At 67.3% G+C, this 14,879-nt stretch carries 13 protein-coding genes; 7 read left to right on the top strand and 6 right to left on the bottom strand.

Features of this window, described 5'->3' with window-relative positions:
• Positions 1 to 9 precede the first annotated feature (9 nt).
• Both BN118_RS09565 and BN118_RS09560 read right to left on the bottom strand, forming a co-directional pair.
• Positions 10 to 711: a DUF4286 family protein gene (locus BN118_RS09565; protein WP_019247163.1), complete on the bottom strand. Its 702-nt coding sequence runs from the start codon at positions 709 to 711 to the stop codon at positions 10 to 12.
• A gap of 71 nt (positions 712 to 782) precedes the next feature.
• Positions 783 to 1,742: a LysR family transcriptional regulator gene (locus BN118_RS09560; RefSeq protein WP_023852806.1), complete on the bottom strand. Its 960-nt coding sequence runs from the start codon at positions 1,740 to 1,742 to the stop codon at positions 783 to 785.
• Positions 1,743 to 1,885: 143 nt separating this feature from the next.
• Here BN118_RS09560 and BN118_RS09555 point away from each other — a divergent pair, with 143 nt between their 5' ends.
• Together BN118_RS09555 and BN118_RS09550 are read left to right on the top strand one after the other, a co-directional pair.
• Positions 1,886 to 2,398: a winged helix DNA-binding protein gene (locus tag BN118_RS09555; RefSeq protein WP_010930620.1), complete on the top strand. Its 513-nt coding sequence runs from the start codon at positions 1,886 to 1,888 to the stop codon at positions 2,396 to 2,398.
• Positions 2,399 to 2,476: 78 nt separating this feature from the next.
• On the top strand, positions 2,477 to 6,100 hold the full coding sequence (locus tag BN118_RS09550; protein WP_010930621.1) for a hydantoinase B/oxoprolinase family protein: 3,624 nt from the start codon (positions 2,477 to 2,479) through the stop codon (positions 6,098 to 6,100).
• A 13-nt stretch (positions 6,101 to 6,113) separates the two neighbouring features.
• Here the strand turns inward: BN118_RS09550 and BN118_RS09545 are convergent, their stop codons facing one another.
• Positions 6,114 to 7,145 (bottom strand): C45 family autoproteolytic acyltransferase/hydolase, encoded by a 1,032-nt coding sequence (locus BN118_RS09545; RefSeq protein WP_010930622.1) that lies wholly within the window; start codon positions 7,143 to 7,145, stop codon positions 6,114 to 6,116.
• A 104-nt stretch (positions 7,146 to 7,249) separates the two neighbouring features.
• Between BN118_RS09545 and BN118_RS09540 the strand changes: the two genes are divergently transcribed.
• The 5 genes from BN118_RS09540 (at position 7,250) to glnQ (ending at position 11,636) form a co-directional block, all read left to right on the top strand.
• Positions 7,250 to 8,200 carry an IS481-like element IS481 family transposase gene (locus tag BN118_RS09540; protein WP_014905707.1) on the top strand — a complete coding sequence of 317 codons (951 nt, stop codon included), beginning with the start codon at positions 7,250 to 7,252 and terminating at the stop codon, positions 8,198 to 8,200.
• 98 nt (positions 8,201 to 8,298) lie between these two features.
• On the top strand, positions 8,299 to 9,249 hold the full coding sequence (locus tag BN118_RS09535; protein ID WP_005012067.1) for an IS481-like element IS481 family transposase: 951 nt from the start codon (positions 8,299 to 8,301) through the stop codon (positions 9,247 to 9,249).
• A 181-nt stretch (positions 9,250 to 9,430) separates the two neighbouring features.
• Positions 9,431 to 10,183 (top strand): glutamine ABC transporter substrate-binding protein GlnH, encoded by a 753-nt coding sequence (gene glnH, locus BN118_RS09530; protein WP_010930439.1) that lies wholly within the window; start codon positions 9,431 to 9,433, stop codon positions 10,181 to 10,183.
• A gap of 68 nt (positions 10,184 to 10,251) precedes the next feature.
• A complete protein-coding gene (glnP, locus tag BN118_RS09525; RefSeq protein WP_003811112.1) occupies positions 10,252 to 10,911 on the top strand; it encodes a glutamine ABC transporter permease GlnP in 660 nt (219 codons plus the stop codon).
• Positions 10,908 to 11,636: a glutamine ABC transporter ATP-binding protein GlnQ gene (gene glnQ, locus BN118_RS09520; protein ID WP_003811113.1), complete on the top strand. Its 729-nt coding sequence runs from the start codon at positions 10,908 to 10,910 to the stop codon at positions 11,634 to 11,636. Before glnP ends, glnQ begins: the two co-directional genes overlap by 4 nt.
• Before the next feature lie 12 nt (positions 11,637 to 11,648).
• Here the strand turns inward: glnQ and BN118_RS09515 are convergent, their stop codons facing one another.
• From BN118_RS09515 to gmk, 3 genes are read right to left on the bottom strand one after another with little or no spacing between them, the layout of a single operon-like run.
• Positions 11,649 to 13,928, bottom strand: coding sequence for a RelA/SpoT family protein (locus BN118_RS09515; RefSeq protein ID WP_010930440.1), 2,280 nt, complete (start codon positions 13,926 to 13,928; stop codon positions 11,649 to 11,651).
• A gap of 24 nt (positions 13,929 to 13,952) precedes the next feature.
• Positions 13,953 to 14,156, bottom strand: coding sequence for a DNA-directed RNA polymerase subunit omega (rpoZ, locus tag BN118_RS09510; protein ID WP_010930441.1), 204 nt, complete (start codon positions 14,154 to 14,156; stop codon positions 13,953 to 13,955).
• Positions 14,157 to 14,197: 41 nt separating this feature from the next.
• Positions 14,198 to 14,830 carry a guanylate kinase gene (gene gmk, locus BN118_RS09505; RefSeq protein WP_010930442.1) on the bottom strand — a complete coding sequence of 211 codons (633 nt, stop codon included), beginning with the start codon at positions 14,828 to 14,830 and terminating at the stop codon, positions 14,198 to 14,200.
• Between the last annotated feature and the right edge of the window lie 49 nt (positions 14,831 to 14,879).

Below are 14,879 nucleotides of genomic sequence, written 5' to 3'. Positions count from 1 at the left end.
GGGGCAGGTTCAAGGGGCGGCGCGCAGATCGTCGGCGCGCAGGTCCCACAGCAAGTGGAAGGTCTGGATGCCGTCGGTGGGCAGTTCCAGCTGTTCGGCCAGCGAGCGGGCGGCGGCGGCGGCCGGCTCGGTGGTCGCGTCGATGATCAGGACGGGGTCGAGCACGCGCGCGGCGGGGTCTTCGGAAGGCAGCGGGGTGGACAGCTGCGGATCGGGGGTCAGCACGCGCAGCGCCAGGACGCCTTCGATCTCCTGCGCGCTGGCCGCCAGCGCGGCGGCGCGGGCGGCGAGTTCGACGCTGCCCAGGCGCAGCAGGCCCAGCGCCGCGCCGGTGCCGGCGCCCGCCAGCGGCGATACCACCATGACGCGGCGATGGGTGTCGCGCATGCGCGCGAAATTGGCCAGCGACCACGGCGTCTGGCGTTCGAACGCCTGCCGGTACGCGGCGCTGCCGAATACATGAAGGTCCTCGGTGCGGTACAGCGCCAGGTAGCGCCGCCGGCCGTGCTGCGAGCGATAGCGGCGGGCCCAGCGAAAGCCCGCGATGCCGGCGCGCTCGGCCATGTGTTCGCGGTCGTACCACTGGTTGAAGTCTTCTTCGTGCGCGGGGTCGATGTCCGTCCAGATGAACAGTTCGCCCATGGCGTCGCGGTCGTGCCGGATTGGTGCTGCCACGTGTTTCTCCATCGCGCGGCCTGGATGGGCCGTCATGGAGGCTGATTCTCGGCATCGGCCCCGACAGCGGCAAATGGTTTATTCCGGTGCGGCGGATTAAGAAAAAGTTATCGCGCGCGCGGCCCGCGCGGCGCCGCCGCCGGCGTGGCGGGAAGCCTGGGCGCGCTGGGGAAAACCCCGAAGGCGGCGCGCTCCGGCGTCACAGCGCCAGCACGCCGCTGTCGAGCGGCGGCAGCGCGTCGTCGTTGTGCTGAGCGTACAGGCGCATCTCGTCCAGGGCCAGCCGTACCACCGCCTCGGCCAGGCCGGCCACGCGGTCCTCCGGCCGCCAGGCCGGGACGCACCGCCGCCAGCGGCAGCGTGGCCGCGCCCAGGCCCGCCTCGATGAACTGCGTGCACGCGGCGATGGATGAAACGAAATGGATGCGCCCGGCCTGCACGCCCGCCGCGTCCAGCACGTCGAGCAGCTGCAGGTGCGGCTGGGAATGGCGCGGAAAGGTGACCAGGGGATGGGTGGCCAGTTCGGCGACGCTGGCCTGCGCGGGAATCCCCGCCGCGGGGCTGCAGATCCAGCCCATTTTCAGCATGCCCATGTCGCGGTTGCGCACATCGTCGCCCACGATGGGGTCGGTCTGCAGGGCGACGTCGATGCTACCGTGCTTGAGCAGGTCCTGCAGCCGCCGGGTCGATTCGGCGGTCAGCTCGATCTCCAGCTCCGGGTGCGTTTGCGACAGGCGGCGGATGAATGGCGTGAACCAGGTATGGACGATGGATTCGACCACGCCCAGGCGCACGCGGCCGCGCAAGGTTCCGCTGCCGCGCAGGGCCTGGCGCATGGCGTGGTCGGTATCGAGCATGCGCTGGGCGTAGTCGAGCAGGGTGCGCCCGGCCGGCGTCAGCCGCGTGTCGCGGCTGCCCCGCTCGAACAGCAGTTCGCCCAGGTCGTTCTCGAGCGCGGCAATGCGCCCCGAGATCGCGGCCTGGGTCAGGTGCAGCTTGCCCGCGGCGGCCTTGAAGCTGCGCAGCTGGGCGACCCAGATAAAGGTTTCGAGAAAGCGGATATTCATGGCGTTCCCCGTGCGCGAGTCGCGGCGGCCGGGTTGCGCGGGTAATCCCCAGTGCGCCGGCCGGGCGTTGTTGTGTGTTTTTTGTTGATGAAATATAGATAAATTATTAGTATTTCGTCTACAAGAACTTTCGGCCACCCGTCATGAGCAGCACGCCCCTGATCGCTTCCTCCGCCCATCTGGCCAGCGGCCGCGCGCCCGATCTGTCCGAGGTCGAGTTCGGCCTGATGATCGCCAGCCATGCCTTCAACCGCTGGACGGTGCGCTGCATGGCGGCGGTCGGCCTGCCGGACCTCACCGCCAACGACGTCATGGTGATGCACCACGTGTACCACCGGCAGCGTCCCAAGAAACTGGCCGACATCTGCTTCACGCTGAACGTCGAGGATACGCACATCGTCAGCTATTCGCTCAAGAAACTGGAGCGCCACGACGTGGTGCGCGGCGATCGCAGCGGCAAGGAGGTGTTCTACAGCGTTACGCCGAAAGGAGCCGAAATCATCAAGCGCTATGCCGAGGTGCGCGAGCAATGCTTGCTCGATGGGCTGGAGGCGGGCGCAGCCGGCGGGCTGGAGTTCACGCGCCAGCTGGCGCATACCCTGCGCTCGCTGTCGGGGCTGTACGACCAGGCCGCGCGGGCGGCCACCTCACTGTAAATCCATCATGCATCGGCGCGCGCCCGCCGGGCGGGGCGCGGCCTTTCCCCCTGTTACGCCTGCTAATCCGAGGACGCTATGAAGTGGCAATTCTGGGTTGACCGTGGAGGCACGTTCACCGATATCGTGGCGCGCCGGCCAGACGGCGCCACCGTGACCGCCAAGATGCTGTCGGAGAACCCCGAGCAGTACCGCGACGCTGCGGTGGCCGGCATCCGCAAGCTGCTGGGCATCGCGCCGGGCCAGCCGGTGCCGGCCGACCAAGTCGAGTGCGTCAAGATGGGCACCACGGTGGCGACCAATGCCTTGCTCGAACGCAAGGGCGAGCGCACCCTGCTGGTGACCACGCGGGGATTCCGCGACGCGCTGCGCATTGCCTACCAGAGTCGGCCGCGCCTGTTCGACCGCAACGTGCAGCTGCCCGAGATGCTGTACGAGGCGGTGGTCGAGGCCGACGAACGGCTCGCTGCCGACGGCACGGTGGTGCGCGCGCTGGCGGAGGACGGCCTGCGCGCCGACCTGCGGCGCGTGTTCGACGATGGCATCCGCGCCGTCGCCATCGTGTTCATGCACGCCTGGAAGGAGGGCGTGCATGAGCAGCGCGCCGCCGCCATCGCGCGCGAGATCGGCTTTACGCAGGTGTCGACCTCGCACGAGGCCAGTCCGCTGATCAAGTTTGTCTCGCGCGGCGACACCACGGTGGTCGATGCCTATCTGTCGCCCATTCTCATGCGCTATGTCGAGCAGGTGGGCAGCGAGTTGCCGGGCGTGCGCCTGATGTTCATGCAATCCAGCGGCGGCCTGACCGACGCGCACCGTTTCCGCGGCAAGGACGCCATCCTGTCCGGCCCGGCCGGCGGTATCGTCGGCATGGTCCGCACCAGCGAGCTGGCGGGCTTTGACCGCGTGATCGGCTTCGACATGGGCGGCACGTCCACCGACGTGTCGCATTACGCCGGCGAGTTCGAGCGCGAGTTCGAGACGCTGGTGGCCGGCGTGCGCATGCGCGCGCCGATGATGAGCATCCATACCGTGGCGGCCGGTGGGGGATCCATCCTGCATTTCGATGGCGCCCGGCTGCGCGTCGGCCCCGATTCGGCCGGCGCCAATCCGGGGCCCGCGTGCTACCGGCGCGGCGGCCCGTTGGCGGTGACCGACTGCAACGTCCTGCTGGGCAAGATCCAGCCCGACTTCTTCCCCAGCGTGTTCGGCCCCGATGCCGACCAGCCGCTGGATGTGGCGGCGGTGCGCGCGCGCTTCGCGGCCATGGCCGAGGAGGTGCGGACGGCCACGGGGCGCGAGATGAGCGCCGAGCAGCTGGCCGAAGGTTTCCTGGAGATCGCCGTGGGCAACATGGCCGAGGCGATCAAGCGCATCTCGGTGCAGCGCGGCCACGACGTGACCGAGTATGCGCTGACTACTTTCGGCGGCGCCGGCGGCCAGCATGCCTGCCTGGTGGCCGACGCGCTGGGCATGACGACGGTGTTCGCCCACCCGCTGGGCGGCGTGCTGTCAGCCTATGGCATGGGATTGGCCGACCAGACGGAAATGCGCCAGAAGACGGTGGAGCAGGTGCTCGACGCCGCGCTGATGGCGCAACTGGAGGCCGGCCTGGACGAGCTCGCCGGACAGGCCAGCGCGGAGCTGCTGCGCCAGCACGTGCCGGCCGACAAGGTGGCGGTGCAGCGGCGCCTGCACCTGAAGTACCGCGGCACCGATACCGCGCTGGAGGTCGCGTTCGGCCCGCTGGAGCAGGTGCGCGCCGCGTTCGAGGCGGGCTACCGCCAGCGCTACTCGTTCCTGATGCCCGGCCGCGAACTGGTGGTCGAGACCATTTCGGTCGAGGCCACGGGCGGCGGCGAGGCCGCCACCGAGGCGCCGGTGACGCGCACGCGCGCCGCGCCGCTGGCGGCGCGCCGCACGATACGCATGTTCAGCGCCGGACAATGGCGCGAGACCCCCCTGTACGTGCGCGAAGACCTGGCGCCCGGCGACATGATGGCCGGACCGGCCATCATCTCCGAGCCGAACCAGACGACGGTGATCGAGCCGGGCTGGCAGGCCGAGGTCACGCCGCGCGACCACCTGGTGCTTCGGCGCGTGCAGGCGCGCGTGCAGCGCCGCGCCATCGGCACGCAGGCCGACCCGGTCATGCTCGAGGTCTTCAACAATCTGTTCATGTCGATCGCCGAGCAGATGGGGTACCGGCTGCAGAACACCGCCTACTCGGTCAACATCAAGGAGCGCCTGGACTTCTCCTGCGCCATCTTCGACGCCGAGGGCAACCTGATCGCCAACGCGCCGCACATGCCGGTGCACCTGGGCTCGATGGGCGAATCGATCAAGACGGTGATGCGCGCCAATGCGTCGCGCATGCGGCCGGGCGACGCCTATGTGGTCAACGATCCGTACCACGGCGGCACGCACCTGCCCGATGTGACCGTCATCACGCCGGTGTTCGACCGCGCCGGCCAGGACATCCTGTTCTTTGTCGGCTCGCGCGGCCACCATGCCGACATAGGCGGAACGACGCCGGGCTCGATGCCGCCGGACTCCCGGACGGTGGAAGACGAAGGCGTGCTGTTCACCAATTTCCAGCTGGTCGGCAACGGCGAGTTCCGCGACCGCGAGGCGCGCGAGATCCTGGCCTCGGGGCGCTGGCCGGCGCGCAATCCGGACCAGAACATCGCCGACCTGCACGCGCAGATCGCCGCCAACGAGAAGGGCGTGCAGGAGCTGCTGCGCATGTGCGACCACTTCGGCCTGGACGTGGTGCGGGCCTACATGGGGCACGTGCAGGACAACGCCGAGGAGGCGGTGCGGCGCGTGATTTCGGTGCTGAAGGACGGGCGCTATACCTATCGGCTGGACAACGGCGCGGTCATCGAGGTGGCCGTGCGCGTCGACCGCCAGGCGCGCAGCGCGGTCGTCGATTTCACCGGCACCTCGGGCCAGCTGGAGAACAACTTCAATGCGCCGGGCGCGATCGCGGTGGCGGCGGTGCTGTACGTGTTCCGGACCCTGGTCGATGACGAGATCCCGCTGAACGCAGGCTGCCTCAAGCCGCTGGAGATCATCATCCCGGAGGGGTCGATGCTGCGCCCGAACCCGCCCGCGTCGGTGGTGGCGGGCAACGTCGAGACTTCGATGTGCATCGTCAATGCGCTGTATGGCGCGCTGGGCGTGCTGGCGGCCAGCCAGGGCACCATGAACAACTTCACGTTCGGCAATGCACGCTACCAATACTACGAGACCATCTCGGGCGGCACGGGCGCCGGGCCGCTGCGCATCGACGCCGCGGGCCCCGCGGATGCCGGTTTTGCCGGCACGTCGGTGGTGCAGGCGCACATGACCAATTCGCGCCTGACCGATCCCGAAGTGCTGGAGCTGCGCTTTCCGGTGCGGCTGGAGTCGTACGAGATCCGCCATGGGTCGGGCGGAGCCGGCCGCTATCGCGGCGGCGACGGGGGCGTGCGCCGAGTGCGCTTCCTGGAGCCCATGACGGCCGCCATCCTGTCGAACAACCGCCGCCATGCGCCGTTCGGCCTGGCGGGCGGCGAGGCCGGGGCGATGGGACGCAACTACGTGGAGCGCGCCGACGGCCGCGTCGAGCCCCTGGGCCCGCAGGACAGCGCGGAACTGGCCGCCGGCGACGTGTTCGTCGTCGAGACTCCCGGCGGAGGAGGCTACGGCCCGGCCTGAGCGGGCGCCGGCGTCACGCGGCCGGGCACACCGTCACGCGCAAGGCGGGCTGGTCGCGCCGGTCATGCACCTGCAGGGTCAGCCCGCCATCGCGCATTTCGAACAAGGCGGTGGCCAGCGTGTTTTCCTCGTCGGGGTCGTCGGCGCTGCAGCGCAGGATGGGCAGCTCGCCTTCGCGATCCAGCAGCGTGGCCACCAGGCGCGCGCCATCGACGGGCGGCTGCCAGTGGTCCATCAGGTTCTCGATGTGGCGCTGGCGGCTGCGCGACGAATCGGTCACGATCTGGCCGATGGCCTCGCTGCCAGGGTGCACCAGGTGGTTGGCGTGCCCGTTGCCGCGCGCGACTTCGCCGATCGAGCAGGCCGCCGGGGAGGCCTCGACGCTGTAGAGGCGCGGCTCGCCGGCCGCGCCCAGCGTGTGGTGAAAGCCGCCGGCGCGCGGATGATCGCGCAGCACCGCCAGCGCGTCGTCCAGCGTGGCGCAGTCGAGCACCGCGCGGGCCAGCAGCATGCGCGGTACGCCGGCGTGCCGCTGGCGGATGCGCACATTGTTGATCGTCTGCACCAGCCCGGCGCGGTTGGCGGCAAAGGTGTGGCCGGGCAGCGAGCCGGGATAGTAGAAGCTGATGTAGCCGGGGGCGTCGTCGGGCCGCACGTCCACCATGTGGCAGCGGCCGTACAGGAACGGATCGCCGTCTTCGTTGTGCGCGATCCAGCGCGTGTCTTCGTCGCCGCGCCATGCGATCGACGTGCAGCCGTCCGAGGTCTTGTGCAGCAGGTCGCCGCGGCAGTTCCACAGCAGTATGTCCACCAGCGGCATGCGCAGGCCTTCGGCCAGCCCTTCGAGCTCGTCCCAGATTTCCGGCAAGGCCTGGCTGGCTTCGTGCGCCAGGGCCTCCAGGTAGGCGTGGCCGCGCCAGGGACGCAACGCAGCCCAGACGGTGCTCTGCTCCAGGTAGGTGGCCATGAGCGGACGCGCCAGCTTGCCCAGGGCCTGGCCGGTCTGGCGCCGCGTGCCGGTGATGCTGACGGGTTTGAAAGCCATGGCTAGCTGTGAAGATTCAATAGGTTGTATGCATGGTTCATCCGAACCGGATTTGAGAAACTGGAAATCGCCACCCCCCCAGTTCACTCAAGGAGCCCGGCCGGATGAACACCCATAAGCATGCCCGATTGACCTTCCTACGTCGACTCGAAATGGTCCAGCAATTGATCGCCCATCAAGTTTGTGTGCCTGAAGCGGCCCGCGCCTATGGGGTCACCGCGCCGACTGTGCGCAAATGGCTGGGCCGCTTCCTGGCTCAGGGCCAGGCGGGCTTGGCCGATGCGTCCTCGCGCCCGACGGTCTCGCCCCGAGCGATTGCGCCGGCCAAGGCGCTGGCTATCGTGGAGCTGCGCCGCAAGCGGCTGACCCAAGCGCGCATCGCCCAGGCGCTGGGCGTGTCAGCCAGCACCGTCAGCCGCGTCCTGGCCCGCGCCGGTCTGTCGCACCTGGCCGACCTGGAGCCGGCCGAGCCGGTGGTGCGCTACGAGCATCAGGCCCCCGGCGATCTGCTGCACATCGACATCAAGAAGCTGGGACGTATCCAGCGCCCTGGCCACCGGGTCACGGGCAACCGACGCGATACCGTTGAGGGGGCCGGCTGGGACTTCGTCTTCGTGGCCATCGATGACCACGCCCGCGTGGCCTTCACCGACATCCACCCCGACGAGCGCTTCCCCAGCGCCGTCCAGTTCCTCAAGGACGCAGTGGCCTACTACCAGCGCCTGGGCGTGACCATCCAGCGCTTGCTCACCGACAATGGCTCGGCCTTTCGCAGCCGCGCCTTCGCCGCGCTGTGCCATGAGCTGGGCATCAAGCACCGCTTTACCCGACCTTACCGCCCACAGACCAATGGCAAGGCCGAACGCTTCATCCAGTCGGCCTTGCGTGAGTGGGCTTACGCTCACACCTACCAGAACTCCCAACACCGAGCCGATGCCATGAAATCCTGGCTACACCACTACAACTGGCATCGACCCCACCAAGGCATCGGGTGCGCTGTACCCATCTCCAGACTCAACCTGGACGAATACAACCTATTGACAGTTCACAGCTAGCTGTGAAGATTCAATAGGTTGTATGCATGGTTCATCCGAACCGGATTTGAGAAACTGGAAATCGCCGACCCCCCAGTTCACTCAAGGAGCCCGGCCGGATGAACACCCATAAGCATGCCCGATTGACCTTCCTACGTCGACTCGAAATGGTCCAGCAATTGATCGCCCATCAAGTTTGTGTGCCTGAAGCGGCCCGCGCCTATGGGGTCACCGCGCCGACTGTGCGCAAATGGCTGGGCCGCTTCCTGGCTCAGGGCCAGGCGGGCTTGGCCGATGCGTCCTCGCGCCCGACGGTCTCGCCCCGAGCGATTGCGCCGGCCAAGGCGCTGGCTATCGTGGAGCTGCGCCGCAAGCGGCTGACCCAAGCGCGCATCGCCCAGGCGCTGGGCGTGTCAGCCAGCACCGTCAGCCGCGTCCTGGCCCGCGCCGGTCTGTCGCACCTGGCCGACCTGGAGCCGGCCGAGCCGGTGGTGCGCTACGAGCATCAGGCCCCCGGCGATCTGCTGCACATCGACATCAAGAAGCTGGGACGTATCCAGCGCCCTGGCCACCGGGTCACGGGCAACCGACGCGATACCGTTGAGGGGGCCGGCTGGGACTTCGTCTTCGTGGCCATCGATGACCACGCCCGCGTGGCCTTCACCGACATCCACCCCGACGAGCGCTTCCCCAGCGCCGTCCAGTTCCTCAAGGACGCAGTGGCCTACTACCAGCGCCTGGGCGTGACCATCCAGCGCTTGCTCACCGACAATGGCTCGGCCTTTCGCAGCCGCGCCTTCGCCGCGCTGTGCCATGAGCTGGGCATCAAGCACCGCTTTACCCGACCTTACCGCCCACAGACCAATGGCAAGGCCGAACGCTTCATCCAGTCGGCCTTGCGTGAGTGGGCTTACGCTCACACCTACCAGAACTCCCAACACCGAGCCGATGCCATGAAATCCTGGCTACACCACTACAACTGGCATCGACCCCACCAAGGCATCGGGCGCGCTGTACCCATCTCCAGACTCAACCTGGACGAATACAACCTATTGACAGTTCACAGCTAGCTCCTGTCGTGGGTCGCTTCTGGTTTGATTGTAATGACCCGCGGGGGGATGGCGGCGGGGGACGTATGCGTTAAGATGATCCGCAGGTCCGCGCCGGATTACCCATGCGGCACGGACTCGGAGATGGTAGCCCCTTACAACAAATGGCTGGGGCCTGAGCAGACCCCAAGAGGAGAGTTCCATGATCAAAGCGAAAGTTGCGGCCGTACTGATCGGCGCGTCGGCGGCCCTGCTGGGCGCCGTGTCCACGGCATCGGCCCAGGGCAGGGAACTGGTGGTCGCCACCGACACCGCGTTCGTACCGTTCGAGTTCAAGCAGGGCAACACCTATACCGGCTTCGACATTGATCTGTGGGCGGCCATCGCCAAGGAGCTGAACCTGAAGTACAAGCTGCAGCCCATGGATTTCAACGGCATCATCCCCGGCCTGCAGACCAAGAACATCGATGCGGCGCTTGCCGGCATCACGATCCGGGACGACCGCAAGAAGGTCATCGACTTCTCCGATCCCTACTATGAGAGCGGCCTGGCCATCCTGGTCAGCGAGAAGAACGACAGCATCAAGGCGGCCAAGGACCTCTCCGGCAAGAGCGTGGCCGTCAAAACCGGCACCGCCACGGTCGACTTCATGAAGTCGCAGGTGCCCGACGCCAAGCTGAAACTGTTCCCCAATATCGACAACGCCTATCTCGAACTGGCCACCGGCCGCGTCGACGCGGCGGTGCATGACACGCCCAACGTGCAGTACTACGCCAACACGGCGGGCAAGGGCCGCGTGAAGGTGGTCGGCACGGTCAAGAGCGGCGACTTCTACGGCATCGCCTTCCCCAAGGGCAGCGAACTGGTGCCGCAGGTGAACAAGGCGCTGGCCACGCTGAAAGCCAACGGCCAGTACGACGCCATCTACACCAAGTGGTTCGGCAAGCAGCCCTGAGCCGGCTGGCATCCGCGGGCCGGCGCATGGCGCCGGCCTGACCCGTATCCGCTGGCAGGGGGAAGACTGTGGATTTCGATTGGTCGGTAATCGGGACGGCATTGCCCAATCTGCTTGACGGCACGTTGATGACCGTCAAGATCACTTTCTGGGGGCTGGTGGGCGGCTTCGTGGTGGGCGCCCTGATCGGCGTGGCACGGGCCTACGGGCCGCTGTGGCTGGCGGGGCTGGCGCAGGTGTACGTGGCCGTGATCCGCGGCACGCCCATCGTGGTGCAGGTGATGTTCATCTACTTCGCCTTGCCGCTGATGATCGAAGGCATGCGCGTCGACGCCGTGGCGGCGGCGATCGCCACGCTGATCATCAACTCCGGGGCGTACATCGCCGAGATCGTGCGCGGCTCGCTGCTGTCGGTGCACAAGGGCCTGAAGGAGGCCGGGCAGGCGATGGGCCTGCCGTTCTACAAGATCCTGCTGTACATCATCGGCCCGGTCGCTTTCCGCCGCATGATTCCGCCGCTGGGCAACCAGTGCATCATCAGCCTGAAGGACTCATCCCTGTTCATCGTGATCGGCGTGGCCGAACTGACGCGCCAGGGCCAGGAAATCATGGCCAGCAATTTCCGCGCGGTCGAGATCTGGTCGGCCGTGGCCATCGTGTACCTGATCCTTACCGGGACGATGGCCCTGGGCCTGCGGATGCTGGAAAAAAGGATGCGCATACTATGAGCATGGTCGAATTCCACAATGTCACCAAGAAGTTCGGCGATTCGACGGTGCTCGACGGCATCACGCTGGATATCGACGCGGGCGAAGTGGTGGTGGTGGTCGGGCCGTCCGGCTCGGGCAAGTCCACCTTCCTGCGCTGCATCAACGTGCTGGAGACCATCAACGACGGCGACCTGCTGGTCGGCGGGCAAAGCGTCAAGGGCGATGCCGCCCAGGTGCGCGAGATCCGGCGCGAGGCGGGCATGGTGTTCCAGCAGTTCAATCTGTTTCCGCAGATGACGGCGCTGGAGAACGTCATGTTCGGCCCGGTGCATACGCGCGGCGCCGCGCGCGCCGAGGCGCGCCGGCAGGCCGAGGAGCTGCTGGGCAAGGTGGGGCTGGCCGAACGCATGAACCACTATCCGTCCGAGCTGTCGGGTGGCCAGCAACAGCGCGTGGCCATCGCCCGCGCGCTGGCCATCAAGCCCAAGCTGATGCTGTTCGACGAGCCGACTTCGGCGCTCGACCCGGAGCTGCGCCACGAAGTATTGAAGGTGATGCGCGACCTGGCCGAGGAGGGCATGACCATGATCGTGGTCACGCACGAAATGGAGTTCGCGCGCAAGGTGGGCAGCCGCCTGATCTTCATCGATTGCGGCAAGATCGCGCACGATGGGCCGCCGGCCGAACTGCTGTCCAATCCGCCCAGTCAGCGGCTGAAGGACTTCCTGCAGCACGTATCCTGAGCGGCGAACCGCTCAGCCCTTGACGCGTACGATCTTCTGGACTTGCGGCACGTGCCGGATGGCGCGGATGACCTGCGCCAGGTGCTTGCGGCTGTCCACCTGCACCGTCAGGTGCAGCGAGACCGTGGAAACCGCGTCGTCGTGCATCGTGACATGCACGATATTGGCGTCGGCCGCCGTGACTTCGGCCGCCAGCCGGCCCAGCACGCCGCGCTCGTTGCGCGTGACGATATCCAGGCGCGTGGGCAGGTGCTTGGCGGTCTGGGCGTCCCAGGCCACGTTGATCCAGCGCTCGGGCTCGCGCGCGCGGGCGCGCAGCGCGACCGGGCAATCGGAGGTATGCACGACCAGGCCGTGGCCCAGCCGCATGCCGGCGATGATGGGGTCGCCGGGCAGCGGGCCGCAGCATGGCGCCAGCTGGACCGCCTGGCCTTCGCTGCCCTGGATCAGGATGGGCGCGGCGCGCGCCGAGGTGATCTGGTCCACGGCGGCGGCGGTGGTGGCGATGAGATCGTGTTCGGGCGCGAAGCGCCGCGCCACCACGGCGGCCAGGCGCTTGCCCAGGCCGATATCGGCCAGGATTTCATCGCGCGAGCTGGTGCCCGAGCTGCGCGCCAGCTTGTCCCATTGCGGGTCGTCGGTGCTGGGCACGGGCAGGTGCAGCTCGATCATCGCCTGTTCAAGCAGTCGCTCGCCGAAGGCCACGGACTCCTCGTACTTGACGGTTCGCAGGTAATGGCGGATTTCGGAACGGGCGCGGCCGGTGCGCACGTAATTGAGCCATTGCGCGTTCGGGCGCGAGGCCGGCGAAGTGATGATTTCGACCGTGTCGCCGCTGCTGAGCTCGGTGCGCAGCGGGACGAACTCGCCATTGACCTTGGCGGCGACCGCCTGGTTGCCGATGTCGGTATGGATGGCGTAGGCGAAATCGACCGGCGTGGCGCCGCGCGGCAGGGAAATGATCTTGCCGCGCGGGGTGAAGACATAGATCGCGTCGGGGAACAGGTCGACCTTGACGTGTTCGAGGAACTCGCCCGAATCGCCGGTCTGGCTCTGGATGTCGAGTAGCGACTGCAGCCACTGGTGGGTGCGCTTCTGCAGCTCGTTGAGCGTCAGGTCGGCATCCTTGTAGAGCCAGTGCGAGGCCACGCCTTCCTCGGCGATGTGGTGCATGTCGCGCGTGCGGAACTGGAACTCCACCGGCGTGCCATACGGACCCACCAGCGTGGTGTGCAAGGACTGGTAGCCGTTGACCTTGGGGATGGCGATGTAGTCCTTGAACTTGCCCGGCACGGGCCGGTACAGCTGGTGCAGCGTGCCCAGCGCCAGGTAGCACTCGGGCAGGGTATGGACGATGACGCGGAAACCGTAGATATCCAGGACTTCGGAAAACGATTTCTTCTGTTCGGTCATCTTGCGGTAGACGCCGTACAGCGTCTTCTCGCGGCCGGTCACCTCGGCCTCGATGCCGGCGGCCGGCAGCGCCGCGCGCACGGCGTCCTCGATCTTGCTGATGACTTCGCGCCGGTTGCCGCGGGCCGCCAGCACGGCGCGATACAGTACCTGGTAGCGGTTGGGGTACATCGCCGCGAAGCACAGGTCCTGCAGTTCGCGAAACAACAGGTTCAGGCCCAGCCGGTGCGCGATCGGCGCGTAGATTTCCAGGGTTTCGCGGGCGATGCGGCGGCGCTTCTCGGGGTTGACCGCGTCCAGCGTGCGCATGTTGTGCAGGCGGTCGGCCAGCTTGATCAGGATGACGCGCACGTCGCGCGCCATGGCCAGCAGCATCTTGCGAAAGCTCTCGGCCTGCTGCTCGGCCTTGGTCGCGAAGTCCAGCCGGTCCAGTTTGGACAGGCCGTCGACCAGTTCGGCGACTTCGGGGCTGAACTTCTCGGCCAGCTCATGCTTGCCCACGCCCTGGTCTTCCATCACGTCGTGCAGCAGGGCGGCCGACAGCGCATTGGCGTCCAGCTTCCAGCCGGCGCAGATTTCGGTAACGGCGATGGGGTGGGAAATGTACGGCGCGCCGCTGGCGCGGAACTGGCCCAGGTGGGCCTGGTCGGCGAAGCGGTAGGCTTCGCGCACGCGTTCGACCTCTTTGGGGTCGAGGTAGGTGCTGATGATCTCGGTCAGCGGCGCCAGCGAGGCGACCGGCGAGGCGGCCGCGTCGACGGCTTCCTGGGCGCCGGGAGACGGAGAGGGAGGCGTGCGGCCTTTCTTACCGGTGCGCCGTCCCAGGCGCAACGCGGCAAGCAATCCTGAAGAGGCGTACTTCAGCCCGGGAAAAGCCATTGCCACCGCCTCCCTGGGTAGGTATCAGGTCGGGACTTTGCGCAGCATTTCCAGGCCGGTGAGACCGGAGGCGATTTCCCGAAGCGCGGTGACCGTGGGCTTGTCCTTGCTGTCCAGGCGCGGCGCGTGGCCCTGGACCAGCTCGCGGGCGCGATAGGTCGCCGCCAGCGTGAGCTTGAAGCGGTTGGGAATCTGGTTCAGACAGTCTTCGACAGTGATACGGGCCATGGAAAATACCTGGAGCTGACGGAAAGTGAAGGGAGTTCGCCTCAGTGCGCGGCGGGTATGCCCAGTTGCGAGAACAACTGCGCATTGCGCACGGCCTGGGACGAAAAACGCAGCCGCGCGGCACTGATGATTTGCACCAGTTCCGTCAGGGCTACGCTAAATTCTTGATTAATAATAACATATTCGCATTCAGGCGCGTGCGCGATCTCGCCGCCGGCAGCCAGCAGGCGGCGCGCGATGACCTGGGGCGCATCCTGGCCGCGGGCCTTCAGGCGGCTTTCCAGCTCGTCGATGGAAGGCGGCAGGACGAATATGCCGATGGCCTCGGGGTAGCGCTGCTTGACCTGCCGCGCGCCCTGCCAGTCGATTTCCAGCAGGACGTCATGGCCGGCGCGGGTGGCCTCGTCGATGCGGTCGCGCGGGGTGCCATAGAAATTCCCGTGCACCTCGGCCCATTCGAGCAGCTGTTGCGCATCGCGCAGGCGGGCGAATTCGGCCTGGTCGACGAAGCGGTACTCGCGGCCGTCTTGCTCGCCGGGGCGCGGCGCGCGCGTGGTGCACGAAATGGACAGCACGAGAGAGGGATCGCGGTCGAGCAGGGCGCGAACCAGGCTGGACTTGCCGGCGCCGCTGGGAGCGACGACCATGAATACATTGCCGGAGGGTGCGGACATGGACAAAAACGACACAAGGGGCAGAACCGAAGAATAGCAAATCGGCCGG

The organism is Bordetella pertussis 18323 (genome assembly GCF_000306945.1).
GTDB lineage: Bacteria > Pseudomonadota > Gammaproteobacteria > Burkholderiales > Burkholderiaceae_B > Bordetella > Bordetella pertussis.
This window is presented reverse-complemented; position numbering and strand designations above follow the sequence as displayed.